Origin of the sequence: Roseateles flavus (assembly GCF_039872765.1) — a bacterium.
Taxonomy (GTDB): Bacteria; Pseudomonadota; Gammaproteobacteria; order Burkholderiales; family Burkholderiaceae_C; genus Roseateles_B; species Roseateles_B flavus.
The window spans coordinates 68392-92318 of record NZ_JBDPZC010000008.1 but is presented as its reverse complement, the minus strand read 5'-3'; the positions used below and the strand labels follow the sequence as shown (position 1 = coordinate 92318).

General features: G+C 70.9%; 23 protein-coding genes. 8 read left to right on the top strand and 15 right to left on the bottom strand.

The genetic code is table 11. The annotated features are described in order from the left end of the window. Positions 1-18 precede the first annotated feature (18 nt). From ABDJ40_RS17135 to ABDJ40_RS17125, 3 genes are read right to left on the bottom strand one after another with little or no spacing between them, the layout of a single operon-like run. Positions 19-1443, bottom strand: a complete 1425-nt coding sequence (locus tag ABDJ40_RS17135) for an NAD(P)(+) transhydrogenase (Re/Si-specific) subunit beta (protein WP_347611584.1) — start codon at positions 1441-1443, stop codon at positions 19-21. Beyond that, positions 1440-1754, bottom strand: a complete 315-nt coding sequence (locus tag ABDJ40_RS17130) for an NAD(P) transhydrogenase subunit alpha part 2 (protein ID WP_347611583.1) — start codon at positions 1752-1754, stop codon at positions 1440-1442. The genes ABDJ40_RS17135 and ABDJ40_RS17130 overlap by 4 nt, the downstream gene beginning before the upstream one ends. A 19-nt stretch (positions 1755-1773) precedes the next feature. After that, positions 1774-2889: a Re/Si-specific NAD(P)(+) transhydrogenase subunit alpha gene (locus ABDJ40_RS17125; protein ID WP_347611582.1), complete on the bottom strand. Its 1116-nt coding sequence runs from the start codon at positions 2887-2889 to the stop codon at positions 1774-1776. A gap of 273 nt (positions 2890-3162) precedes the next feature. On the opposite strand from ABDJ40_RS17125, the gene ABDJ40_RS17120 reads away from it, so the two are divergent. The 5 genes from ABDJ40_RS17120 to ABDJ40_RS17100 all read left to right on the top strand — a co-directional run bounded on the left by ABDJ40_RS17120 (position 3163) and on the right by ABDJ40_RS17100 (position 9979). Beyond that, positions 3163-3696 (top strand): NUDIX hydrolase, encoded by a 534-nt coding sequence (locus tag ABDJ40_RS17120; protein WP_347611581.1) that lies wholly within the window; start codon positions 3163-3165, stop codon positions 3694-3696. Between the two features lie 158 nt (positions 3697-3854). Next, a complete protein-coding gene (locus ABDJ40_RS17115) occupies positions 3855-6761 on the top strand; it encodes a bifunctional diguanylate cyclase/phosphodiesterase (protein ID WP_347611580.1) in 2907 nt (968 codons plus the stop codon). Positions 6762-6822: 61 nt separating this feature from the next. Further along, positions 6823-7965, top strand: a complete 1143-nt coding sequence (mnmA, locus tag ABDJ40_RS17110) for a tRNA 2-thiouridine(34) synthase MnmA (RefSeq protein WP_347611579.1) — start codon at positions 6823-6825, stop codon at positions 7963-7965. A 72-nt stretch (positions 7966-8037) separates the two neighbouring features. Continuing rightward, the gene (locus tag ABDJ40_RS17105; protein ID WP_347611578.1) at positions 8038-9303 is read left to right on the top strand and encodes a sensor histidine kinase; all 1266 of its coding nucleotides are present in this window, start codon (positions 8038-8040) and stop codon (positions 9301-9303) included. Between the two features lie 31 nt (positions 9304-9334). Continuing rightward, entirely contained in the window at positions 9335-9979 is a 645-nt protein-coding gene (locus tag ABDJ40_RS17100) for a response regulator (RefSeq protein WP_347611577.1), read from the top strand. Positions 9980-10013: 34 nt separating this feature from the next. Here ABDJ40_RS17100 and ABDJ40_RS17095 read toward each other — a convergent pair whose 3' ends face one another. Both ABDJ40_RS17095 and ABDJ40_RS17090 read right to left on the bottom strand, forming a co-directional pair. Then, entirely contained in the window at positions 10014-10535 is a 522-nt protein-coding gene (locus ABDJ40_RS17095; protein ID WP_347611576.1) for a CAP domain-containing protein, read from the bottom strand. Between the two features lie 30 nt (positions 10536-10565). Then, complete coding sequence (locus ABDJ40_RS17090) at positions 10566-11624, bottom strand: acyltransferase family protein (RefSeq protein WP_347611575.1); 1059 nt, start codon at positions 11622-11624, stop codon at positions 10566-10568. A gap of 289 nt (positions 11625-11913) precedes the next feature. Here ABDJ40_RS17090 and ABDJ40_RS17085 point away from each other — a divergent pair, with 289 nt between their 5' ends. From ABDJ40_RS17085 to ABDJ40_RS17075, 3 genes are read left to right on the top strand one after another with little or no spacing between them, the layout of a single operon-like run. Then, a complete protein-coding gene (locus ABDJ40_RS17085; RefSeq protein ID WP_347611574.1) occupies positions 11914-12591 on the top strand; it encodes a choice-of-anchor J family PEP-CTERM protein in 678 nt (225 codons plus the stop codon). Positions 12592-12615: 24 nt separating this feature from the next. Continuing rightward, entirely contained in the window at positions 12616-13065 is a 450-nt protein-coding gene (locus ABDJ40_RS17080) for a post-PEP-CTERM-1 domain-containing protein (RefSeq protein ID WP_347611573.1), read from the top strand. A gap of 8 nt (positions 13066-13073) precedes the next feature. Then, a complete protein-coding gene (locus ABDJ40_RS17075; protein WP_347611572.1) occupies positions 13074-14513 on the top strand; it encodes a PA domain-containing protein in 1440 nt (479 codons plus the stop codon). A 122-nt stretch (positions 14514-14635) separates the two neighbouring features. On the opposite strand, the gene ABDJ40_RS17070 is transcribed toward ABDJ40_RS17075, so the two are convergent. The 10 genes from ABDJ40_RS17070 to ABDJ40_RS17025 form a co-directional block, all read right to left on the bottom strand. Beyond that, positions 14636-15010, bottom strand: a complete 375-nt coding sequence (locus ABDJ40_RS17070) for a glutaredoxin family protein (protein WP_347611571.1) — start codon at positions 15008-15010, stop codon at positions 14636-14638. Between the two features lie 66 nt (positions 15011-15076). Further along, a complete protein-coding gene (locus tag ABDJ40_RS17065; protein WP_347611570.1) occupies positions 15077-15559 on the bottom strand; it encodes a type II secretion system protein in 483 nt (160 codons plus the stop codon). Positions 15560-15563: 4 nt separating this feature from the next. Continuing rightward, positions 15564-15941, bottom strand: a complete 378-nt coding sequence (locus ABDJ40_RS17060) for a type II secretion system protein (protein WP_269630890.1) — start codon at positions 15939-15941, stop codon at positions 15564-15566. An 11-nt stretch (positions 15942-15952) separates the two neighbouring features. Further along, complete coding sequence (locus tag ABDJ40_RS17055; RefSeq protein WP_347611569.1) at positions 15953-16450, bottom strand: type II secretion system protein; 498 nt, start codon at positions 16448-16450, stop codon at positions 15953-15955. A 13-nt stretch (positions 16451-16463) separates the two neighbouring features. Further along, positions 16464-18698: a secretin N-terminal domain-containing protein gene (locus ABDJ40_RS17050; RefSeq protein ID WP_347611568.1), complete on the bottom strand. Its 2235-nt coding sequence runs from the start codon at positions 18696-18698 to the stop codon at positions 16464-16466. Between the two features lie 5 nt (positions 18699-18703). Next, positions 18704-19240: a hypothetical protein gene (locus tag ABDJ40_RS17045; RefSeq protein ID WP_347611567.1), complete on the bottom strand. Its 537-nt coding sequence runs from the start codon at positions 19238-19240 to the stop codon at positions 18704-18706. Beyond that, on the bottom strand, positions 19237-19833 hold the full coding sequence (locus tag ABDJ40_RS17040; RefSeq protein ID WP_347611566.1) for a GspMb/PilO family protein: 597 nt from the start codon (positions 19831-19833) through the stop codon (positions 19237-19239). The genes ABDJ40_RS17045 and ABDJ40_RS17040 overlap by 4 nt, the downstream gene beginning before the upstream one ends. After that, positions 19830-21212 carry a hypothetical protein gene (locus ABDJ40_RS17035; RefSeq protein ID WP_347611565.1) on the bottom strand — a complete coding sequence of 461 codons (1383 nt, stop codon included), beginning with the start codon at positions 21210-21212 and terminating at the stop codon, positions 19830-19832. The genes ABDJ40_RS17040 and ABDJ40_RS17035 overlap by 4 nt, the downstream gene beginning before the upstream one ends. Continuing rightward, positions 21193-22725, bottom strand: a complete 1533-nt coding sequence (locus ABDJ40_RS17030; RefSeq protein ID WP_347611564.1) for a GspE/PulE family protein — start codon at positions 22723-22725, stop codon at positions 21193-21195. The genes ABDJ40_RS17035 and ABDJ40_RS17030 overlap by 20 nt, the downstream gene beginning before the upstream one ends. Beyond that, positions 22722-23918, bottom strand: a complete 1197-nt coding sequence (locus ABDJ40_RS17025) for a type II secretion system F family protein (protein WP_347611563.1) — start codon at positions 23916-23918, stop codon at positions 22722-22724. The genes ABDJ40_RS17030 and ABDJ40_RS17025 overlap by 4 nt, the downstream gene beginning before the upstream one ends. Positions 23919-23927: the final 9 nt, after the last annotated feature.

Here is a 23927-nt window from a genome sequence, read left to right as displayed (position 1 = left end):
GACTCGATTCCATCGTCGCTATTCGATCGCCTTCACCATGTCCTCGACGACCTTCTTCGCATCGCCGAACACCATGAGCGTCTTGTCCATGTAGAAGAGCTCATTGTCCAGCCCCGCGTAGCCGGCGGCCATGGAGCGCTTGTTGACGATCACGGTCTTGGCCTTGTAGGCCTCCAGGATGGGCATGCCGTAGATGGGGCTGCCCTTCTGGTGGGCGGCGGGGTTCACCACGTCATTGGCGCCCAGGATGATGGCGACATCGGCCTGGCCGAACTCGGCGTTGATGTCCTCCATCTCGAAGACCTGGTCATAGGGCACCTCGGCCTCGGCCAGCAGCACGTTCATGTGGCCGGGCATGCGTCCGGCCACCGGGTGGATGGCGTACTTGACGCTGACGCCCTTCTCCGTGAGCTTGGCCGCCAGCTCCTTCACCGCATGCTGGGCGCGGGCGACGGCCAGGCCGTAGCCGGGCACGATGATCACGCTCTCGGCATTGCCCATGATGAAGGCGGCGTCGTCCGCGCTGCCGCTCTTGACCGCGCGCTGCACCGCGCCGCCGGCCGCCGCCGCCGAGGCATCGCCGCCGAAGCCGCCCAGGATCACGTTGAAGAAGGAGCGGTTCATGGCCTTGCACATGATGTAGCTCAGGATGGCCCCCGAGCTGCCCACCAGTGAGCCGGCGATGATCAGCATGCTGTTGTTGAGCGAGAAGCCGATGCCCGCCGCCGCCCAGCCCGAGTAGCTGTTGAGCATGGACACGACCACCGGCATGTCGGCCCCGCCGATGGGGATGATCAGCAGCACGCCCAGCACGAAGCCCAGGGCGAGCACCAGGCCGAAGTCCATCCAGCTCTGCGAATGCCAGAAGCCGAAGATGAAGAAGACCGAGGCCAGGCCCAGCGCCAGGTTGAGCCAGTGCTGGCCGGGGAAGGTCACCGGCGCCCCCTGGAAGAGCCGGAATTTGTACTTGCCGCTGAGCTTGCCGAAGGCGATCACCGAGCCGCTGAAGGTGATGGCGCCGATGAAGGCCCCCAGGCCCAGCTCGATGCGGTTGCCGCCCGGGATGCGCCCCGCGGCGTCGGCGATGCTGAAGGCCGCCGGCTCCAGCACGGCCGCTGCCGCGATGCACACCGCGGCCAGGCCGATCATGCTGTGCATGAAGGCCACGAGCTCGGGCATCTTGGTCATCTCGACCCGCTGCGCCATGAAGGCGCCCGTGCCGCCGCCGATCAGCAGGCCCACCAGCACATAGCTGAGCCCGAAGGCGTTGCCGTTGGCGAGCTTGACGATCAGCGCGGCGGTGGTGCCGGCCGCGATGGCCATGCCCACCATGCCGAAGACGTTGCCGCGGATGGAGGTGGTCGGGTGGGAGAGGCCCTTCAAGGCCTGGATGAAGCAGACGCTGGCCAGCAGGTACAGCAGCGTGACGAGGTTCATGCTCATGCCTGGCCCTCCTTCTTGGCGGGCGATTTTTTCTTGAACATCTCCAGCATCCGCCTCGTCACCAGGAAGCCGCCGAAGACATTGACCGCGGCCAGCGCCACGGCCAGGGTGCCCAGCACCTTGCCCATGTCGGTGGTGGTCAGCGCCGCGGCCAGCATGGCCCCGACGATGACGATGGCCGAGATGGCGTTGGTGACGGCCATCAGCGGCGTGTGCAGGGCCGGCGTGACGGTCCAGACCACGTGGTAGCCCACATAGATGGCCAGCACGAAGATGATGAGGTTGATGATGGTGTGGTCGATGGCTTCCATGGCCTCGGCTCCTTCCGGATCAGTTGCGTTTGACCTGGCCGTCCTGCGCGACGAGGCAGGCCGTGACGATGTCGTCATCCGCCGGGATCTGGAACCCGGCCTCCTTGGTGCAGACCAGCTTGAGGAAGTCCAGCACGTTGCGAGCGTAGAGGGCCGAGGCATCGGCCGCCACCAGCGAGGGCAGGTTGGTCTCGCCCACCAGCGTGACGCCGTGCTTGACGACGGTCTGGCCAGGCTCGGTCAGCGGGCAGTTGCCGCCGGCCGGCGCCGCGAGGTCCACGATCACCGAACCCGCCTTCATGGACTTGACCATGTCCTCGGTCACCAGCACGGGCGCGGCACGGCCGGGGATCAGGGCCGTGGTGATGACCACGTCCGCCTGCGCCACGCGCTTGGCCACCTCCAGCTTCTGGCGCTCCAGCCAGCTGGGCGGCATGGGGCGTGCATAGCCGCCCACGCCTTCGGCCGCCTCCTTCTCCTCGGCGGTCTCGTAGGGCACGTCGATGAACTTGGCGCCCAGGGACTCCACCTGCTCCTTGACCGAAGGCCGCACGTCCGAGGCCTCGATCACCGCGCCCAGGCGCTTGGCCGTGGCGATGGCCTGCAGCCCCGCCACGCCCACGCCCAGCACCACCACGCGCGCGGCCTTGACCGTGCCGGCCGCCGTCATGAGCATGGGGAAGAAGCGCTGGTAGCGCTCGGCCGCGATCATCACCGCCTTGTAGCCCGCCACATTGGCCTGGCTGGAGAGCACGTCCATGCTCTGGGCCCGCGTGGTGCGCGGCGCAGCCTCCAGCGCGAAGGCGGTGAGCTTCGCGTCCGCCAGGCGCTGCAGGCCTTCGCGGTCGAAGGGGTTCAGCATGCCCACCAGCACGGTGCCCGGCCGGGCCAGCGCCAGTTCCTCCGGCCCCGGGGCGCGCACCTTGAGCAGCATCTCGGCCGCATAGGCCTGTTCGCGCGAGACCAGCTCCGCGCCGGCCGCGGCATAGGCCTCGTCCGTCACGCTGGCCCGCAGGCCGGCGCCCTGCTCCACCTGCACACGATGGCCCTGGGCCACCAGCTTCTTCACGGTCTCCGGCGTGGCCGCGACACGGGACTCCCCCGCCGCGGTTTCCTGCGGCACTGCAATCAGCATCGGACTTCTCCTGTGGGAACGCGAGGCCGGCGGCCCAGGGCGGCACGGCCTGCGGATCGGGAACGGGAATTGCAAGACTTGCGGCGAGCTTACATGGGCTTCGTGACGCGCCAACCCGGCCGCGAACGCGGGTTTGCCCCAGGACGGCCCCGGCCGCACGGCTCTCACGCCACCCAGGCCCCGGGAAGCCGGGGCCGGCCGACTTCTGGAGAGGCCTCCCTTTCGCGAGACGCCAAGCCCGGCTTGCTGAGGCTTCCGCACCACAATGCGGGGATGAGCACATCCGCACCGCCCCAGCGTTTCAAGCCCAGCGTCACCGTCGCCGCCCTGATCGAGCGACAGGGGCGCTACCTGATGGTGGAGGAGCAGACGCCCGAGGGTCTGCGCATCAACCAGCCCGCGGGCCACCTGGAGCAGGGCGAGTCGCCGCTGGAGGCCGTCGTGCGCGAGGTGCGCGAGGAGACGGCCCACAGCTTCACGCCGCAGTCCCTGCTGGGCCTCTACATGGCCCGCTTCCAGCGCCCTGCCACCGGCGAGGACGTCACCTACCTGCGCATGGCCTTCAGCGGCGTGGTGGGCGAGCCGCTGCCCGGCCTGGCCCTGGACGAAGGCATCCTGCGCTGGCTGTGGCTGAGCCCCAGGGAGGTCGCGCAGGCCGAGCGCGAAGGGCGCACGCGATCGGCCCTGGTCTGGCAATGCGTGCAGGACCACCTGCGCGGCCAGCGCCATCCCCTGGACCTGATCCACTGTGCCGACAGCCTCTGGCGGCCCGATCGCTACGCGGCAGCCGGGTCCGCCACGCCCTGAACAGGCCCGTCGAATCAGGTCTTGACATGCGTCAAGGCGCGAATACGACACAAGGCGCGCCGCGCGCAGCAATGCACCAGCGCCGCGCAGGGCCGGTGCTAGCATGACCGCGACCCATCATCCCGGCCCTGCCACCTCGTTCGCCGGGCCTCGCCGCCTTGCAAGTCCTCGACCGACTCGACCGCAGCCACCGGGCCGATCTGCGCCAGCTCCTGCCGCGCATCGGGCTGCTGCTGGCCGTGCTGGTCGTCTGCTGGGTGCTGCCGGTGCCTCCCGCGCTGCGGGGTCTGGCCTCCCATGCACCGCTGCATGCGCTGCTGGAAACGCTCTCCATCGTCGTCGCCGGCCTGATCTTCAGCCTGGCCTGGGGCAGCCGCCTGGCGCAGGTGCCGGGCAATGTGTGCGTGCTGGCCTGTGCCTTCGCCGGCGTCGGCCTGCTGGATTTCTCGCACCTGCTGTCCTACGCAGGCATGCCGGACTACGTGACGCCCTCGGGTCCGGAGAAGGCCATCGACTTCTGGCTCGCCGCCCGCTTTCTGGCCAGCCTGGCCCTGCTGTGGATGGTCGCCGCGCCCTGGCAGTCCGCCCTGGAGCGCCGCAGTCGCCATGCCCTGCTGCTGGGTGTCGCGGCGCTGGTGGCACTGGTCCACTGGGCCGTGCTGCTGCATCCGACCATCCTGCCCCGCACCTTCGTGGCCGGGCAAGGCCTGACCCCGCTGAAGATCGCGTCCGAGTACCTGCTGGTGGGCCTGCTGGTGCTGACGGCCCTGCTGCTGCTGAGGCGCATGCGCGAGCCCACGCCCTTCAACGCCTCGGCTCTTCTGGGCGCCGTGCTGTGCATGGCCATGAGCGAGCTCTTCTTCACGCTCTACGCCAGCGTGACCGATGTGCTCAACCTCGCCGGCCATGTGTACAAGGTGATCGGCTACCTCTTCCTGCACCGGGCGGTGTTCATGGAGGCCGTGCAGCGCCCGTACACGGAGCTGGAGCAGGTCAAGGAGCAGCTGCAGGCCACGCTGACGACCGTGCCCGACCTGGTCTTCGAGGTCGATGCCGACGGCCGCTACCTCAGCTATCACTCGCCGCCCAGCGATCTGCTGGCTGCGGCCCCCGAGTACTTCATCGGCCGTCTCGTCACCGAGGTCCTGCCGCCGGAGGCCGCGGCCACCGTGATGCTGACGCTCGGCGAGGCGCTGGAGCACGGCAGCTCCAGTGGCCGGCGCATCGTGCTGGACCTGCCCGTGGGCCGGCACCACTTCGCGCTGCATGCCACGCGTTGCCAGCAGGAGGCCGGCGAAAATCCCCGCCTGATCGTGCTCTCGCGCAACATCACCCAGGAGGTGAGCGCCCGCGAGGCCCTGCTGGATGCCGCCCAGCAGACCCAGGCCATCCTGGACAACGTGATCGACGGCATCATCACCATCGACCGCCAGGGGAACGTGAAGACCTTCAACCGTTCCGCCAGCAAGATCTTCGGTTACGAGGCCAGCGAGGTGCTGGGGCGCAACGTCAAGATGCTGATGCCACCGCCCTATGCCGATGAACACGACGGCTACCTGGCCCATTACGCCCGCACCGGTGTGCGCCAGGTCATCGGCCGCGGCAGGGAGGTCGAGGGCCGGCGCAAGAGCGGCGAGGTCTTCCCCATGAGCCTGGCCGTCAACGAGATCGAGCGCGAGGGCGAGCGCATCTACATCGGCATGGTGCGCGACATCACCCAGCGCCGCGCCGCCGAGGCCGAGATCCAGCGCCTGGCCTTCTTCGACCAGCTGACCGACCTGCCCAACCGCCGCCTGCTGCTGGACCGCCTGGACCGCGCGGTGCTCAGCGCCGCACGGCGCAGCCAGCTCGGCGCCCTGCTCTTCATCGACCTGGACGAATTCAAGCTGCTCAACGACACCTGGGGCCATGACTTCGGCGACCGCGTGCTGGTGCAGGTGGCGCGCCGGCTCAGTGGGTCGGTACGCGAGGGCGATACCGTGGCCCGCCTGGGCGGCGACGAGTTCGTGATCATGCTCGAGAGCCTGGGCCAGACCCGCGAGGAGGCCGCGGCCCATGCGGAGATGGTGGCGCGCAAGATCCTGCTGAGCTTCGAGCAGCCCTTCCAGCTGCTGGAGCGTGAACAGCACAGCAGCCCGAGCATCGGCATCACCCTGTTCGGCGACAACCTGCTGAGCGCCGGCGAGCTGATGGCCCATGCCGACACGGCCATGTACCAGGCCAAGGCCCAGGGCAAGAACACCTTCCGCTTCTTCGACGCCGAGCTGCAGGCCGTGCTGGCCGGGCGCGCGGCGCTGGAGGCGGACCTGCGCCAGTCCATCAGCCGGCGCCAGCTGCTGCTGCACTTCCAGCCCCAGGTCGACGCGCAGGGCCGGGTGCTGGGCGCCGAGGCCCTGCTGCGCTGGCAGCATCCGCAGCGCGGCCTGGTGCCGCCGGGCGCCTTCATTCCCGAGGCCGAGCAGTGCGGCTTCGTGCTGGAGCTGGGCCAGTGGGTACTGGACACCGCCTGCCGGACGCTCGCCGCCTGGGCCCGGCATCCGCACTGCAGCGGCCTGGACCTGTCCGTCAACGTGAGCGCATTGCAGCTGCGCGACGCCCATTTCGTGGACGACGTGCTGGACACCCTGCGCCGCCACGGCGCCGACCCGCGCCGGCTGAAGCTGGAGCTGACGGAGTCGCTGCTGGCCGAGAACGTCGAGGACACCATCGCCAAGATGAGCCAGCTTCGCGCCGCCGGCGTGGGTTTCTCGCTGGACGACTTCGGCACCGGCTACTCCTCGCTGAACTACCTGCGCCGCCTGCCGCTGGAGGAGCTCAAGATCGACCGCAGCTTCGTCAATGACATGCTGGGCGATCCCAACGGCGCCGTGATCGCCCGCACCATCGTGGCCCTGGGTCAGACCTTCGGCCTGCAGGTGATCGCCGAGGGCGTGGAGACCCCCGAGCAGCGCGACGCCCTGCTGAAGATGGGCTGCCGCCGCTTCCAGGGCTTCCTCTTCGGCCGCCCGGTGGACCAGGCCAGCTTCGAGCGCCTGCCGCAGTCGCTGGCCGCCATCCCGAGCTGAGCGCAGCCGCTGCAATGCCCCGGCCCCGGCCAGCCGCGCCGGCATTTGGGACAATCGGGGCATGAGTTCGTCCCTGCCCCCGCTGTCCTCTTCGTCTGCCCGCCAGCGCATCGTCATCGGCCTGTCCGGTGGCGTCGATTCCGCCGTCTCCGCCTACCTGCTGAAGAAAGCCGGCCACGAGGTAATCGGCATCTTCATGAAGAACTGGGAAGACGACGACGACAGCGAGTACTGCTCCTCGCGCCAGGACTTCCTGGACGCCGCCTCGGTGGCCGACGTCATCGGCATCGAGATCGAGCACGTCAACTTCGCGGCGGACTACAAGGACCGCGTCTTCGCCGCCTTCCTGCGCGAGTACCAGGCCGGCCGCACGCCCAACCCCGACGTGCTGTGCAATGCCGAGATCAAGTTCAAGGCCTTCCTGGACCACGCCATGGCGCGCGGCGCCGAGAAGATCGCCACTGGGCATTACGCGCGGGTGCGTCAGCTCGGCCAGCATGTGCAATTGCTGAAGGGACTGGATCCGCTCAAGGACCAGAGCTACTTCCTGCACCGCCTGCAGCAGCACCAGCTGGCCAAGACTCTGTTCCCGGTGGGCGAGCTGCCCAAGACCGAGGTGCGCCGCATCGCCGAGGAGATCGGCCTGCCCAATGCCAAGAAGAAGGACTCCACCGGCATCTGCTTCATCGGCGAGCGGCCCTTCCGCGAGTTCCTCAACCGCTATCTCTCGCACCAGCCCGGCCCCATCAAGGACGAGCGCGGCCGCAAGCTGGGCGAGCACGTGGGCCTGTCCTTCTACACGCTGGGGCAGCGCCAGGGTCTGGGCATCGGCGGCGTCAAGGAGAAGGGCGCGCCGCGCGGCGGCGGCGAGCACGCGCCCTGGTTCGTGGCCCGCAAGGACCTGGACAGCAACACCCTCGTCGTGGTGCAGGGCCATGACCACCCGCTGCTGCAGTACCGCAGCCTCGTCGCGGACGACATCTCCTGGTGCGGCCCCGCGCCGGCCTTCGGCGGCTTCGGCGCCAAGACCCGCTACCGCCAGGCCGATGCGCCCTGCGCCTTCACGCCCGAGCACCCGGCCGCCGGCCGCTTCCGCCTGGACTTCCCGCAGCCGCAATGGGCGGTGACGCCGGGCCAGAGCGCGGTGCTCTACGATGGCGAGGTCTGCCTGGGCGGCGGCGTGATCGCCGAAGCCATCCCCTGATCCCAGATCGGTGATTGCCCGGGCCATGACGCCCGGCACGTGATCAAAGCCAGGCGCTGTGGCACGCTGGCGATGCCTCACGCCCTCACCTTGAACTTCGACCGCTTCCTCGCCCGCATCGCACGCCCCTCGGTGGTGCTGCGCATCGCCACCCTGGCCTACTTCCTGATGGAGTTCGGCAGCCTGGTGACGGCCCTGCGCGGCGGCAACTCCGAACCCTACGACGGCCTGCTGGCCCAGCTCTACCGCCGCGGCCTGGGCAATCCGCAGGACCCGGTGCTGGTGGTCGCCTGCTTCCTGCTGTTCTGCGCCTTCATCTACCTCTTCTGGCAGGCGGCGCAGGAGAGCAGCCTGGACCGGCCGCGCCCCCGCGCGCTGCAGCGCATCATCGCGCTGGACGTGCTGGCCTGGTGCATCACGCCGGCCCTGCCCTTCCTGGTGACGGTGCTGGCCTCGGTGCGGCTGCGCCTGCGCGCGGCCTTCGTCTTCGCGGTGAGCCAGGTCGTGATCCGCCTGCTGCTGTACGCCCTGCTGCCCTCAGAGACCGAATGGCAGGAGCAGCAACAGCCCAATGCCTCGATGTGGGCCCTGCTGATGGCCCAGCTGGGCGCCTTCGTGGGCCTTTATGCCATGGCCTTCGGCATCGGCCGCCTGCTGGCCAACGAGGTGGACAAGCGCCGCTGGCTGCAGGTCATGCTCGCCGAGAAGACCTCGGGCGAGGCCCTGCAGGCCGAGCAGCTGCGCTATGCCGAACGCATGATGATGGCCCGCGAGCTGCACGACGTCATGGGCCACCACCTGACCGCGCTGAACCTGCAGCTGCAGCTCTCCGAAGCTCTGCTCAAGCGCAACGACCCCGACGGCGCCTCGCAGGCCGTGGCCCGCGCCCGCGAAGGCGCTGCCCACCTGCTGGCCGACGTCCGCGCCGCCGTCTCGGCCGAGCGGGCCAGCAACCGCATCGACCTGCGCGAGGCCCTGCAGGCGCTCGCCCAGGGCATCGCCAGCACCGACATCAGCCTGGAGCTGGACGAGATCGCCCAGGACCTGAGCCCGCGCACCGCCCATGCCCTGCTGCGCTGCGTGCAGGAGGCCGTCACCAACAGCGTGCGCCACGGCCGGGCCCAGCACATCGGCATCCGCCTGAGCCGCGTGGGCGAGGGCGAGGGGACCGAGGTCTGCGTCACCGTGGAGGACGACGGCCCCGGCGCGCCGAAGCTGCGCGAGGGCAACGGCCTCAAGGGCATGCAGGAGCGCATGGCCGAGCTGGGCGGGCGTTTCAAGATCCTGAGAAACGGCCCCGGATTCATGATCGAATGGCGGGTGCCACGCAAGAGCTAGCCCGGGAATCACGACGGAAGAGGAGATGTCCATGAGCGAAAAGATCAAGGTCCTGCTGGTGGAAGACCAGCAGCTGGTGCGCGAGGGCCTCAAGGGCCTGCTGGCCCTGCATGAGGAGGTGCTGCTGATCGGCGAGGCCGCCGACGGCGCCGAGGCCCTGGAAAAGCTGGCCGATGACCAGCCCGACGTCATCCTTTCCGACATGCGCATGCCGCGTCTGGACGGCACGGGCCTGATCCGCGCCCTGGCCGCCCGCGCCTGGAAGATCCCCGTGGTCCTGCTGACCACCTTCGACGACGCCGAGGCCTTCGACGAGGCCGTGCGCGCCGGCGCCAAGGGCTTTCTGTTGAAGGCCATCAGCCCGGACACCCTGGTCCAGGCGCTCAAGGACGTGGCCGCCGGCGGCACGGCCCTGCGCCCCTCGCTCACCGAGCGCATGGAGCGTCCCAGTGTCGAGCGTGCCTTCAGCGCCACGCCGCAGCCGGACCCGCTCTCACCCAAGGAGCTGCAGGTGCTGCGCCTGGTGGCCAGCGGCCGCAGCAACACCGAGATCGCCGCCCTGCTGGGCAACAGCGAGGGCGTGATCAAGAACCACTGCTCGGCCGTGTTCTCCAAGATGGGCGTGCGCGACCGCACCCAGGCCGTGCTGCGGGCGATCGACCTCGGCTGGATCTGAGCCTCACCAGGACGGGGCCGCGTGCCCCTGCCGATCAGAAGCGCCGGGCCGGTGCTGCCAGGTGCAGCACCCAGAACCGTTCGTAGCGCCCCGAGGCCGCGACGCAGGCGAGGCCCAGCTCCTCGAAGTCCGCGCGCATGAGGTTGGCGCAGTGCTCCTCGCTGGAGGCCCAGAGACTGAAGGCTTCGTCCAGCCCCAGGGGACCCGCGGCCAGGTTCTCGCCGACGGCTCTCAGCGTATAGCCGGTGTCACGCACGCGCTCCCGCAGCGTGGGGCTGCTCAGGCCCTGATGACTCAGTTCACCGCGCGCCGCCAGCTCGGCCGCGAAACGCTGGGCGGACTGCTGCAGGGCCGCATTCCAGCGCAAGGGGCGGGCAGCCTCGAAGGCCCGGGCGCCGCAGCGGCGCGCCTCCTGGCGCAAGGCATTGGCCAGGGCCAGGGCCTGCTGCGCCTCGGGCTCACAGCCCGGCGCCGGCGCCTCCTGCGCCGCGGCAGCACCGGCCAGGCCCGCAGCCAGGCAGGCCCCGAGCAAGCGCAGGGAAATCGTCCGTCTCATGGCGCGACATCTTAGGGCCAGGGGCCGGCCTCAGGCCCGCAGGAGCCGGGCAAGCCCGCGCCGCAGGACCTGGCGCAGCTGCTCGCAGGGGCCGGTAAAGGCCGCCGAGAGGGCCAGGCTCAGGACCGTCACGCCCCCCAGGGCCAGCGGGGGCCAGACCGCCGCCAGCGCCGAGAAGAACTGCAGCAGCGGGTAGTGGAAGAGGTAGATCGGGAATGTCGCCCGTGACAGCAGGGGCACCCAATGCCCCTGCCAGGCCGGCAGGTGTCGCCCGCGCAGCCAGGCAGACATCCCGGCCACGTGGGCCGCCACGCCCAGCGCGATGAGGTTGTCGGAGATGAAGGCATCCGACGCGCCCAGCAGCTGCACCGCCGGCTGCGGCAGCAGTTCCAGGAGGCGCCAGGTGATGAAGCGGTTGCCCACCTTGCCCAGCACCAGCACCAGGGCCCAGGCCAGGCCTCCCGCCGCGACCAGGGCCCCACGGGACGCCTCCATCGCATGCACGCGAGGGCTGCGGTGAATCCACACCCCCATCCACCAGGCCGGCAGCAGGAGCAGCACACGGGGCCCGACGAGCAGCCCGCACAGCAGGGCCAGCGGCCAGCGCCAGCGCGGGCCCGCGAAGCTGAGCACGCCGAACAGCAGGTAGTAGCCCGCCTCGTAGGACAGAGACCACAGAGGCACGTTGCTCCCCGCTGCCCAGCCCTCGATCCAGAACTCGTTGACGAAGCACACCGAAGCCAGCACCCGGCCCCAGCCGCCCGGCACCGGCTCGTACAGTGCCGGCAGCAGCGAGCGCCCTCCCGCATCCAGCACCGTCGTCAGGACGATCGCCGGCAGGGCCACCGACCAGAGCCGGCTCAGGCGCTGCACGGCGTAGTGGCGCCAGTCGAGGTCCTTGTGGTCGCGGCTGTAGGCGATCACATAGCCTGACAGCACGAAGAACACCACCACTGCCTCATGCCCATAGCCAGCCAGGCCCTGCAGCGCAGTGCCGTGATAACGCGCATACGACGCGTGATGGACGAAGACCAGCAAGGCTGCGGCCAGGCGCAGCACGTCCAGGTAGATCGAGAAGGCCGGAGACATCAGGAAGGCTGGGGGCACGAGACCAGGGCGATGAGGCTGGCTGCACTGTAGCGACACTGGCGCGGCGCCTGGCCCGCATCATGTGAAGTGCGAACAACAGGCACGCGCCATCCTGTTTTTCCTTTACGGACTTTTACTACCCCGCAACTGGGTGTCACTAGGGCTTACAGCATCCCCACTTCGTAGGATGGCTCGTGAGAATTCGCACGGTCTGGACAGGCCCCGGCCGAGCAGTTCTCAGCGCCGCCCCCACCCAGCCCATCTCGATTCCGTATTTGGAGGGTTTCCCATGCGCAAGCAAGTTCTTTCGGTCCTGGCCCTGTCGGCCGCCATGGCCAGCGCCCAGGCAGGCACACTGCTGTCCGAGGGTTTTGACAATGTCGGCGGCCTGGCGGCCCAGGGTTGGGTGTTCACCAACAACAGCCTGAATCCGCAGAACAAGTGGCTGCAGGGCTCCGGCGGCATCTACACCGCCCAGGCCGGCGCCGACAACAGCTACGCCACGGCCAACTTCACCAGCAGCATCAACGGTTCCCTGGCCTTGCCGGGCAAGATCGAGAACTGGCTGATCACCAAGACCTTCAGCCTGTCCACCAACCTGCAGCTGAGCTTCTATGCCCGCACCGAAGAGGCTGTGTCCGGCTGGATCGACCAGCTGGACGTGCGCCTGAGCACGAACGGCAGCGACAGCAACCTGAGCAGCTTCGACAAGCTGCTGCTGCAGATCAACCCTGACGCCGAACCCAATGGCGCACCCGACGGCTGGACCCATTACGTCCTGAACGTCGGCGGCCTGGGCGCCGGCACCGGCCGCCTGGCCTTCGTCTACAAGGGCGACGGCGCCAGCGCCAATGACATCGCGCTGGACAGCCTGAGTGTCAGCAGCGTCCCCGAGCCCGCCAGCTACGCCCTGATCGCCCTGGGTCTGGTCGGTGCCGCCGTGGCCCAGCGCCGTCGCAAGGCCTGAGCCCCCACAAGAGGAGAACACATCATGAAGAGCCAATCCCTGATCGCTCTGGCCAGCGGCCTGCTGCTCAGCGGCACCGCCCTGGCCTGCACCACCTGTGAAGAGCATGCCAAGGCCGAGGCCAAGGCCGTCGCCAGCACCAGCGTCACTGAAGGCGCCGACGGCATGATCGCCGTGCGCGACGCCGTCACCGGCGAGCTGCGCGCCCCCACCGCCGACGAGGCGGCCGCGCTGCAGGCCAAGGCCCAGGCCGCCAAGTCCTCGCGCCTGCGTGCCCTGTCCGTGGCACCCGTGCAGGCCGAGCGCATGAACTCGCGCGGCGCCTTCGGCTTCCGCCCCGGCCCCGAGAACGTCAGCTACTCCGTCGTGACCCGCAATGCCGACGGCAGCCTGTCCAGCACCTGCGTGCAGGGCCAGGAGCAGGCCGAGGCCATCGTCAAGGGCCCCGTGGCCAAGTCCGCCAACAAGGAGTGAACCCCGTCATGAGCAAGCACTTCATCAAGCCGCTGGCGGCCTCCCTGCTGCTGGCCTTCGGTGCCGCACAGGCAGCCACCATCCAGATCCAGAACCGTGATGCCGTCGGCGTGGGCTTCAATGACCCCACCCCCGTCGCCCCCGTGGGCGGCAACCCCGGCACCACCCTGGGCGAACAGCGCTGGAACGTCTACCGCTACGTGGCCGACATCTGGGAAAAGCAGCTCACCAGCGACGTGGTCATCACCGTCAGCGCTGGCTGGGAACCCCTGACCTGCTCGGCCTCCTCGGCCGTGCTGGGCAGCGCCAGCGCCTGGAACATCTGGCGCGATTTCGCGGGCGCTCCCAAGGCCAACACCTGGTATCCCCAGGCCCTGGCCAACAAGATCTCGGGCGTCAACCAGTCCGAAGGCCAGCCCGATGACGGCAGCGGCTACGGCAATGTCGACATCAAGACCCAGTTCAACATCAACCTGGGCAAGCCCGACTGCCTGGCTGGCTCCGGCTTCTACCTGGGCCTGGACGGCAATACCGGCGGCCAGATCAACTTCGTCGCCACGCTGCTGCACGAGCTGGGCCACGGCCTGGGCTTCGCCACCTTCACCCGCGGCAACACCGGCGCCCTGCTGGCTGGCTATCCCTCCGCCTGGGATCACTTCCTGCTGGACAACGTGACCGGCAAGAAGTGGACGCAGATGACCGCCAGCGAGCGCGTCACCTCCGCCACCAACGGCCGCCGTCTGGTGTGGACCGGTGCTGAAGTCGGCGCCAAGGTGCCGGAAGTCCTGGCCCTGGGCACGCCCTCGGCCAAGATCACCGCCCCGTCCAGCCTGACGCGCGCCCTGGCCATCGGCACCGCCGCCTTCGGCCCGCAGATCACCGCCACCGGCCTGAGCGCCGAGGTGATGCCCGTGGTCGACCAGGCCGACGGCGTCACCGGCCTGGCCTGCGATCCGCTGAGCGCGGCCAACAAGCTGGCCGTGGCCGGCAAGATCGCCCTGGTGGACCGCGGCGTCTGCTCCTTCACCGTGAAGGTCAAGAACGCCCAGCTGGCCGGTGCCAAGGCCGTGCTGGTGGTGGACAACGCCAACGACAACCCGCCTCCGGGCCTGGGTGGTGCCGACAACACCATCACCATCCCCTCCGCCCGCATCAGCAAGGTCGACGGTCTGGCCCTGAAGGACGCGATGAAGGCCCGCACCCGTACGCGCTCCGGCCTGTACATCACGCTGGGTCTGGACATGAGCCAGTACGCTGGTGCCGACCTGATGGGTCGCCCCTACCTGTACACGCCCAATCCCTTCGCCTCGGGTTCCTCGGTGTCCCATTACGACACCAGCGCCTTCCCGAACCAGCTGATGGAGCCCTTCATCAACGCCGACCTGACGACCATCCTGCAGTCGCCGAAGGACCTGACCTTCCATCTGCTGCGCGATATCGGCTGGTAAGCCACGCGCTCCGGCACCTCCCGGTGCCGGCAGCCTTCAAGGCGCGAGATCCTGCGGGACTCGCGCCTTTTTCATGCCTGGCCTCGGGTCCCGGGTCGCCGCCAGCGCTGCGGGAGTGCGGCTCAGTCGCCCAGTGCCGCCATGAAGTCCGAGGGATCCCATCCGACCAGCTGGCGAGGCTGCGGACCCTGCCGCAGCACGAAGGTGGGCGTGGACTCCACGCCCAGCGCCTGCGCCTGCGTGGCGCAGAGCTCATCGTCCTCGACATTGCAGGCGCTGTAGTTCACCCGGTGGCGGTCCAGCCATGCCCGGGCGTCATCGCAGGCCGGGCAACTCTCGCTGCAGTACATGAGCACCTCGCCCTCCTGCACCGAGGCCAGCCGCGCCTTCTGGCGGTTGCTGAGGGGCCAGCTTGCATCGATGCCGAATCGCCCCGACCACAGCACCACGCCGGCCACCAAGGCCAGGCCCACGGCCAACGTTCCCTTCCCACTCATGTCCTTCTCCCTGTTCTTCTTGACGCGGCCGCGATCATAGGTGCGCAGCCGCCGCTCGCAGGCGAATCAGGGCGTCGGCAGGGGCCCCGGCAAGGGCTGCGCCATGAACTGCAGGCCGCTGGCCCGCTCCACCGGCTGCCCGTCCGGCCCCCGGTTCATCAGCAGCGGCCGCGACGAGCGGCTGCGCACGCCCAGGATGCCGGGCGCGGGGCCCGGTGCGGGAATCAGCTCCCAGTCCGCCTCGCCGGTGAAGGGATCGGCGTAGAGCTGGCGCAGGTGATGGCGGGGCCGCAGGCTGCGGCGGTCCTCGACGAGTTCCTCCAGGCGCTGCGGATAGGCCGGCCGCTGCGGTGTGGCGGCGGCATAGCTCTCGATGGCGCGCACGATGGCCTGGCCGCGGAACACCAGCTCGCGCTCGCGCTCGCGCTGGGCCGCGGTGCTCCAGCGCTGGCCCAGCGCCCCCAGCGCCGCGGCCGTGAGGGCGATGAAGAAGAGCAGGCCCAGGTAGCCGAAGCCCCGCTGCGACCGCCCACCCCCGCGCTCACCCAAGGGCTCACCAGTCCGCATAGGCCGTGCCGTCCATCGCCGCGCCCGGCGCGCCGCTGTGCAGGTCGTAAAGGGCGCCGCTGACGCCCGCATCGGCCGGCGGAGCCTGGAACTGCCAGCCCTCGCGCTGACCGCTGACCGGATCCTCCGGCCACTGGCGCAGGTAGCGGGCGCTCACCAGCTCGTCCAGCGAGTCGGGGTAGCGGCCCTTGTCCGCCGCGAACTGGTCGATGGCGTCGCGCACCGTGGCCAGGGTCTGGCGCAGGGCCACCTCGCGGCCGCGCTGCAGGCTGTTGAAGTAGCGCGGAGCGACGATGGAGGCCAGCAGGGCGACGATGCTCATCACCACCAGCAGCTCGATCAGGGTGAATCCGCGGCGGCGCATCACGGGCCCCATCACCAGTCCTTGTAGAGGCTGCCGTCCAGCGCGCGGCGCTCGGAGCGGGAGTGGACGTCGAACACGTCGCGGCCGGCGCGACGCTCCTGCGGGCCGCTGTCGGCGGCGCGCAGGGCCCAGCCGTCTTCCGCGGCGACATCGCCCGGCGCAAAGGGATCACGCGGCAGGCGGCGCAGGAAGTAGAGCTTGCGGCCATTGGGCGACTTGATGTCCGGCACGCCGCGCACCAGGGCCTGCAGATCGGGCGGATAGCCGCTGTCATCCACCTGGCGGGCGATGCGGCCTTCATCGGCCGCGCGCTTGTAGGCATCCAGGGCGGTGCGGATCTGGCGCAGGGCCTCGCGCAGGGCGAACTCCTGGCTACGCCGCACGCTGAACTCCAGCACCGGCCGCGCCGCCGCGGCCAGCAGGCCGACCAGGGCCAGCACCACCAGCATCTCGATCAACGTGAAGCCGCGCAGGCGCCGCCTGGCCGGACCGGATCGACGCAGGCCCATCGCTGCCATGGCCTCAGCGCGCCGCCTCGACACGCACCTGCGTGCCGCCCTCGACCTGCACAGGCAAGACCTGCCCCTGCGCATTGCTGGCCGCGAGGCCCTCCAGCTGCAGGGACACGATCTGCCCCTGCGCCGCCGGCAGCGCGCGCAGCAGCAGGGCCTGGGCCGATCCCGGCGCCAGCTCGAAGGGCAGCTGGCCCGGCGCTGCGCCGGCCTGGGCCGACACCGGCTGCAGCAGGGTCGGATCAAAGCGCAGGGTGCCCCGCACATTCATTGCGCTGGCCTGGCGCAGGACCACCGACACCGTGCCATCCGGCACCACCTCGGGCGTGACCTCCAGCTGCAGCAGCACGGGCTCGCCCGCGGGTGGCAGGGATCCGGGCGCGACGGTGGTGTCAGCGGGCGCCGCGGGCGCACCCGGCACGGAAAGGATGGGCGCGGGCACTGCAGCGGGCGCCGCCGGCCGCAGCAGGCTGCTGAAGGCGCCCGGCGAGGCGTCCGTGCCCGCGGGCAGCTGGGTGAGCCGCACATCGGGCAGGGGCACATTGCGCATGATGCGCGGCGTGATCAGCAGCACCACCTCGGTCTTGTTGCGCGTGTCCGTGGTGACGCCGAAGAGCCGGCCCAGCAGCGGCAGGCGCGAGAGCCCCGGCACGCCCTGCGCGGCGCTGCGGTCCTCGTCGTTGATCAGCCCGGCCAGCACCTGGGTCTCGCCGTCGTTGAGGCGCAGCGTGGTGGCGGCATTGCGGGTGCCCGTGGCGTAGGCCGTGGTGCCGCCCGGCCCCACCATCTCCTTGATCACATTGCTGACCTCCAGGCCCATGCGGATGATGACGTCCCCATCGAGCTGGATGGTGGGCTCCACGTCCAGCTTCAGGCCCACGTCGAGGTAGCTGACCGAGGCCGCCACCGAGGTCGTGCCGGTGAAGTTGGTCGTCGTGGTGAAGACCGGCAGCTTCTGGCCGATCTGGACCTTGGCCTTCTCGCGATTGCGCACCCGGATCTTGGGATTGGCCAGCAGCCGGACCTGCCCCGCCGTGCCCCGCAGCGTGGCCACCAGGGCCGGGTTGGCGATGGCCCCGCGGAACTCGCTGCGCTGGCCCAGCAGCACGGTGCCGCCCATCTTGCCGTCGGCGCCCACGAGACCGTACTGCAGCTGATCCGGCCACTGCAGGCCCAGGGCCTCGACCTGGTCGGAGCCGACCTCCATCACCTCCACGTCCAGCATGACCTCGGGCTCGGGCAGGTCCACCGAGGCGATCAGCTTCTCCACGAGGCGGACCACCTCCGGCGTATCGCGCACCACCAGGAGGTTGAGGCGCTCGTCGATGTGGAGATCGCGCACCTTGGCGATGGTGCGCACCAGGTTCTGCACCTGCTTCACATCGGCATTGCTGAGGTAGAGGGTGCGGGTGATCAGCTCCTGGTGCTCGCGCTGCTTGGCCTGGCTGTTGGGGTAGATCAGCACCGAGTGCTCGTTGAGCAGCTTGCGGTCCAGCTGCTGGGTGGACAGCAGCACGCGCATGGCTTCGTCCAGGGTGACATTGCGCAGGAAGAGGCTGGCGCGGGCGTCGGTGCGCACATCGCGGTCGAAGACGAAGTTGACCTGGCTGCTGCGGCTCAGGGCCTCGAAGATCTGGCGCAGTGGCGCGTCGCGGAACTCCAGCGTCACCGGCACCTGGAAGGCCGGGCCCAGCTCCTGGGCGCCGGACTCCAGCGGCCTGGCCTGTGCGATCTGGTTCTGCAGCTGGCGGGCGCCGGCATGCAGGGGGTTCTCGGCCAGGATCTCGCGCAGCAGTGCATCAGCCATGCCCGGGCGGCCCGCCTTGAACTGCAGGCGTGCTTCCTGCAGACGCTGCTCATGGCGGCGGCCACGCGGCAGCTCCACGGCCAGGGCCTGGGCCCGCGGGTTCTGCGGCTCCAGCTGCAGGAGCTGCTCGAGCAGGGCCTGGGCCTCGTCCCAGCGCTGGGCGGCGCGAAGGCCCTCGATCTGCACCAGCCAGCGTGACACCCGCTGCTCCCGCACCCGCAGCTGCGCGCTGCGCAGGGCCGGGTCTTGCGGGGCGGCCTTCAGCGCGCCGCTGAGCACGGCATCGGCCTGGCCCAGCTGGTTGGCGCGCAGCAGCTCGTCGGCCTCGCGCAGGGCAGGGTTGGCGCAGCCCTGCAGTCCGGCCAGGCTCAGCAGCAGGGAGAGGGACAGGACACCGGGAAGGGCGCGGACGGCCGCGCGGCACCGAGCAGGGGACATGGCACTCACAGAGGTTTGAGTCGGAGCGTCTGAGGCAGCGGGCCGGGCAGCCACAGCAGCTCCAGGGAATCATCGCCAATGGCCTGGACGCGCCATTGACCGTCGATGGTGTCGCCCGCCTGCACCGCCAGGCTGCGCTGCTCGGAACCCAGCAGGGCCTGCACCCGGCCGGCCTGCACGAGACGCCCGATCAGCTGGTAGGGGAAGGGCGGTGCCTGCGGGGGCGGTGGGGCGGGCTGGACCTGGTGCGGCTGCGGCGGCTGGACCGGCGGCGGCAAGGCCGGCTGCCAGGCGGCCAGCGCGGCGGGCTCGGCCTCAGGCCAGGGCTGGCGAGGCGCCGGGGTCCAGTGCACTGGCTGCGCGGTGGCAGGCGCCGCCGCGGGCAGCGGCCTGCGTGCAGGGCGGGCCTCCGCCAGCTCGGCAGAGTCGGCGTCCGGCAGCTGGGCGGCCCACATGCAAGCGGCCACCGTCGCGCCCAGGGCGAGGGCCAGGATCCAGTGGCGACGGGACAGCACGCTGCCGGCGCGGGATGCGGGGCTCATGGCCGGGCTCCTCTCTCGCGACGGCTGTGCAGGGTCCAGACCAGCTCGGCCTGCAGATCCTGCGATTCACGTTGCGCGCGGCGCAGATGCAGGCTGTCCAGGCTCAGGGCCGGGTCATGGGCCAGGGCCGCGCCCAGGTAGTGGCGCAGCTGGGCGTAGCTGCCCTGCACGGGCATGCTGATGCGCAGGCGCTCGAGGCCGGTGTCGGCATCCACGCCGAGCCGCTGTTCGCTGCGCTGCTGCACCAGACCCAGGCGCAGGCCGATCTCCAGCAGGTCCGCCAGACGCTGCTGGCGCTCAGCCGAGGGCGGCAAGGCGGCGAGAAGGGCGGCAGGCGTCTGCGCGCCCGCTGCGGGCAGGACCGCCGAGGCCCGCAGGCCGCGGCGCAGGGCGGCCTGCTGCACGGCCAGCTCCTCGGCCTCGGACTGCCAGCGCGGGGTCAGATGCAGGGCGAGCACGGCAGCGCCGAGCAGGCACAGCCCGGCCAGGGCGCCAGGCCAGCCGAGCGCACCCAGGGCCTGGCGCAGCGGGTGGGTCCGGCGGCGCAGGCCCGCGGGGGTCAGGTCTTGCCATGGCAGGATCCGGCGCGTCATGGCAGGCCTCCCGGCATGGAGGCGGCCGATGCCGCCGCGCCCACCGGCATTCCCGCCTCGGCCGCCAGCGCCGGCGCCAGCCGTGCCTGGAGGCTGAAGCGCAGGCCGGGCCGGCCGCCCTCCTCCGCCTGGATGGCGGCGGGCAGCACCTCGGTCCAGCCTGGCAGGCGGGCCAGGGCATCGGCCACCGCCAGGATCTGGCTGCGGTCCTCGGCCTGACCTTCGAGGCGGACTTCGGCGCGAGCCGCCTGCAGGTCCAGACCCAGCCAGGCCACGCGCGGGCGTTGCTGCTCGTCCAGCGCCGCGGCCTCGACCTGGGCGAGCAGGACGGGCCACGGCAGGTGCAGGGACTGGCGGGCCTCCAGCAGGGCCTTGGGCTCAGCCGTGCCCGCCTTGGCTCCCCGGTCGACCCGCGGTGCGGGGGAGGCCTGCCGCGCCTGCAGGCGGCTGACGCTGTCCTGGGCAAACTGCCGCTGCGCGTGGGCCTGCCAGGCCTCCTGCGCCGCCAGGCCCAGGCACAGCACGGCCACGCCCAGCAGGGGCCAGCGCCAGCGGGCGAGGGGCTGCACGGGAGGCCGGAAGTCACCTGAGGCCTCGCGGGGCGCGGGGGCAGGCCATGCCCACAGCAAGGGGTCAGGTCTTGCGGCCGCCAGGGCCTCCGGGCTGCCCAGGACACGCACGCCCGTCGGTGGCGGGCCCAGCGGCGCCGACAGCCCGCAGCCCGCCAGCAGGGTCTCGCTGCCCGCCGGCAGACGGGCCAGCAGCGGCTGCAGACGCCGGCACAGCGCCTCCGGCGTCGGTTCGGCCAGGCGCAGGTGACGCACCGACTGCAGCACGCCGGCCTGCAACTCCAGCCAGCACAGCAGACCCGATTCCACCCAGGCCAGCGCGGCATACGGCGCCCGCGCCCAGCCGGGCTCCTGGCGCCGGCAGGCCTCCAGGCAGGCCAGCGAGGCCGGCCGTGCGCTGCGCAGGTGCGCCTGCAAGGCCGTCCAGCGCTCGCCGGACCCGGCGCAGGACAGGGCCCAGGCGCCACAGCGCCGCAGCGCCCCGTGGCCCTGGCTCCAGGGTGCCAGCGGCCAGCCCTGCGCCTGAGGTCCGTGGTAATGCCCCAGCAAGTGCGCGGCATGCTGGCGGATGTCTTCGGCGCCCGGCAGGTCCAGCCCGGCCTCGGCCACCAGGGGCGTCAGCAGGTGCTCGGACAGCAGCAGGTCCAGACCGGATGCGGGCAGCTCGGCGTCGGCGATCCGGTGCCCGTCCGCATCGGCCAGGCCCTGGGCATCCAGCCACAGCGACCGGGGCTCGGCGCCACGCAAGGGCCAGCGGCCCAGCGCGTTCGCCACCGCCTCGCGGCGCGCCTCATTCATCGAGGGTGACACGATCCAGCTCCTCGAACGTGCTCTCGCCGCGGCACACGGCCGCCAGGGCCTGCTGGCGCAGGGGCTTCATGCCGCGACTGCGCGCGGCCTCCTTGATCTGCGACATCGGTGCGCGGCTGGCGATCAGGTCGCGCAGGCCATCGTCCAGCCGCAGCAGCTCGGCCACGGCGCGGCGGCCGCGATAGCCGGTGCCGCGGCAGTGGCCGCAGCCCTCGCCCTTCATGAAGCGGTGGGCGCCGGCCTGCAGGCCATGGCGCGCGAGCTGCGCAGGGTCCACCGTGACGGGCGCCGCACAGTGGCGGCAGTTCAGCCGCATGAGGCGCTGCGCCAGCACGGCGTTGAGGGCGGACACCACGTTGTAGAGGTCCAGGCCCATGTGCATGAAGCGGCCGATGACGTCAAAGGCGTTGTTGGCATGGACGGTGGAGAAGACCAGGTGGCCGGTGAGCGCGGCCTGCACGGCGATCTGGGCGGTCTCGGCGTCACGGATCTCGCCCACCATCACGCGGTCCGGGTCGTGACGCAGGATGGAGCGCAGGCCGCGCGAGAAGGTCAGACCCTTCTTCTCGTTCACGGGGATCTGCACCACGCCGGGCAGTTGGTACTCCACGGGGTCTTCGATGGTGATGATCTTGTCCTGGCCGGTGTGGATCTCGGTCAGCGTGGCGTAGAGCGTGGTGGTCTTGCCCGAGCCCGTGGGCCCGGTCACCAGCAGCATGCCGTGGGGCTGGCGGGCCTGCAGGCGCAAGGCGGCGCGCTCGGCCTCGTCGAAGCCCAGGGCATCGAGGCTCAGGGCGCCCTGGTCCTGCTCGATGCGGGCGCGGTCCAGCAGGCGCACCACCGCGTCCTCGCCGAAGACGCTGGGCATGATGGAGAGGCGGAAGTCGATCTCGCGGCCCGCGTGGCGCAGCTTGAAGCGGCCGTCCTGCGGCACGCGGCGCTCGCCGATGTCCAGCTCGGCCATCACCTTGAGGCGCGAGACCAGCTGCTCGGCCAGGGCCGCACCCTCGACCTGGCGCACCGGCGCCATCACGCCGTCGATGCGAAAGCGGATCTGCGCGCCGCGGGCCGTGCACTCGATGTGGACATCGCTGGCGCCGTCCTGCAGGGCATCGAAGAGCGTGGCATTGAGCAGGCGCACGGCCGGCGAGGCCGCCTCGGACAGCGACAGGGCCGAGAGCTCCTCCACCGCCGCAGCGCCGGCCTCGCCCGGCGCGAGGCCCTCGTCCACCTCGGCGAGTGCGCGGAAGTCGGCCTCGCCGCTGCCCAGCCAATGCGCCAGGGCCGCGGGCTCGCAGCGCTGCCAGTCCACCGCGGCCTGCAGGCGGGCCTCGACGCTCTGCAGCAGCAGCACATCGGGCTCGCGATCGGCCAGCAGCACCAGCTGCGCGGCTCCGCCCTGGGCCAGCACCGCACGCCAGCGCTGGGCCTGCGCCTGCGGCCAGCGTTCGAAGTCCAGCTGCCAGGGGCCTTGGTCGGCGGGCAGGCAGTCGTGAAGGTGGACGGCCGTCATTGCACCTGCTCCACCAGTTGGAAGATGGGGAGGTACATCAGGACGATGATGCCGCCGATGAGGACGCCCATCACCAGCATGAGGGCGGGGTTGAGGGCGCGGCTGAGGAAGTCGGTGAGGCGCACGGCTTCCTCGTCGTGGAAGGCAGCGGCGCGCTCCAGCATGGCGGCGAGTTCGCCGCTGCGCTCGCCCACGCGCACCATGCGGCGTGCCACGGGCGTGGCCAGGCCTTGCGCCTCCAGGGCTTCGGAGAAGCGCTGGCCCTCGCCCACGGCCGTTGCCAGGCGGGCGACGGCGTCCTGCCAGGGCAGGGCCATCAGGGGCTGCACGATCTTCAGGGCCTGCAGGGCCGGCACGCCCGCGGCCAGCAGCATGGCCAGGCTGCGATAGAAGCGGGCCAGGGCCAGCACGCGCAGCCGCGGGCCGATGGCGGGCAGGGTCCACAGACGGGCCTGCAGCGCCGCCCGCACCGGCGCCGAGCGCAGGGCCAGGACCGCCGACAGCAGCGCGCCGCCCAGGCTCAGGGCCACGGCCAGGGGGTGCTCGCCCGCGAAGCGCCCGAAGCGCAGCAGGGCCAGGGAGCCCCAGGGCAGGTCCGAGCCCAGGCCGTCCAGGATGCCGGCAAAACGAGGCAGCACGAAGAGCAGCAGGAAGAGGATCACCGCCGAGCCCACGCCCAGCAGCAGGGCCGGGTAGACGCAGGCGGCCACCAGGCGATCGCGCAGCTGCTGCACCCAGGCCAGGTAGCGCGCGTGCTGGGCCAGGGCCGGCGCCAGCTGGCCGCTGCGCTCGTTGGCAGCGACCAGGGCGCAGATCAGCTCGTCAAAGGCCTGGGGCTGGGCACGCAGGGCCGCGCTGAGCGGCTGGCCGGCCTTCAGCGCGTGCACCACGCTCTCCAGCGCGGCGCGCACCGCGGGCTGCGCCTCCTTCTCGCTGAGGGTCTCCAGGGCCTCGACCAGGGACACGCCCGCACCCAGCAGCACCGCCAGCTCCTGACTGAAGAGCTGCAGGGGGAAACGTTTGCCGCGAACCGACGAGGTCGGGGCCGGGGCCTCCTCCACCTCCTGCACCGACAGGATGCGCTGCGGGCTCACGCCCAGCAGCCCGGCGAGGGCCTGGCGGTCCGGTGCCTGCAGGCGGGCCTGCTGCAGGCCGGCCTGCTCAGGCTGGTAGCGGACGATGTAGTCGGGCATGGTACGCAA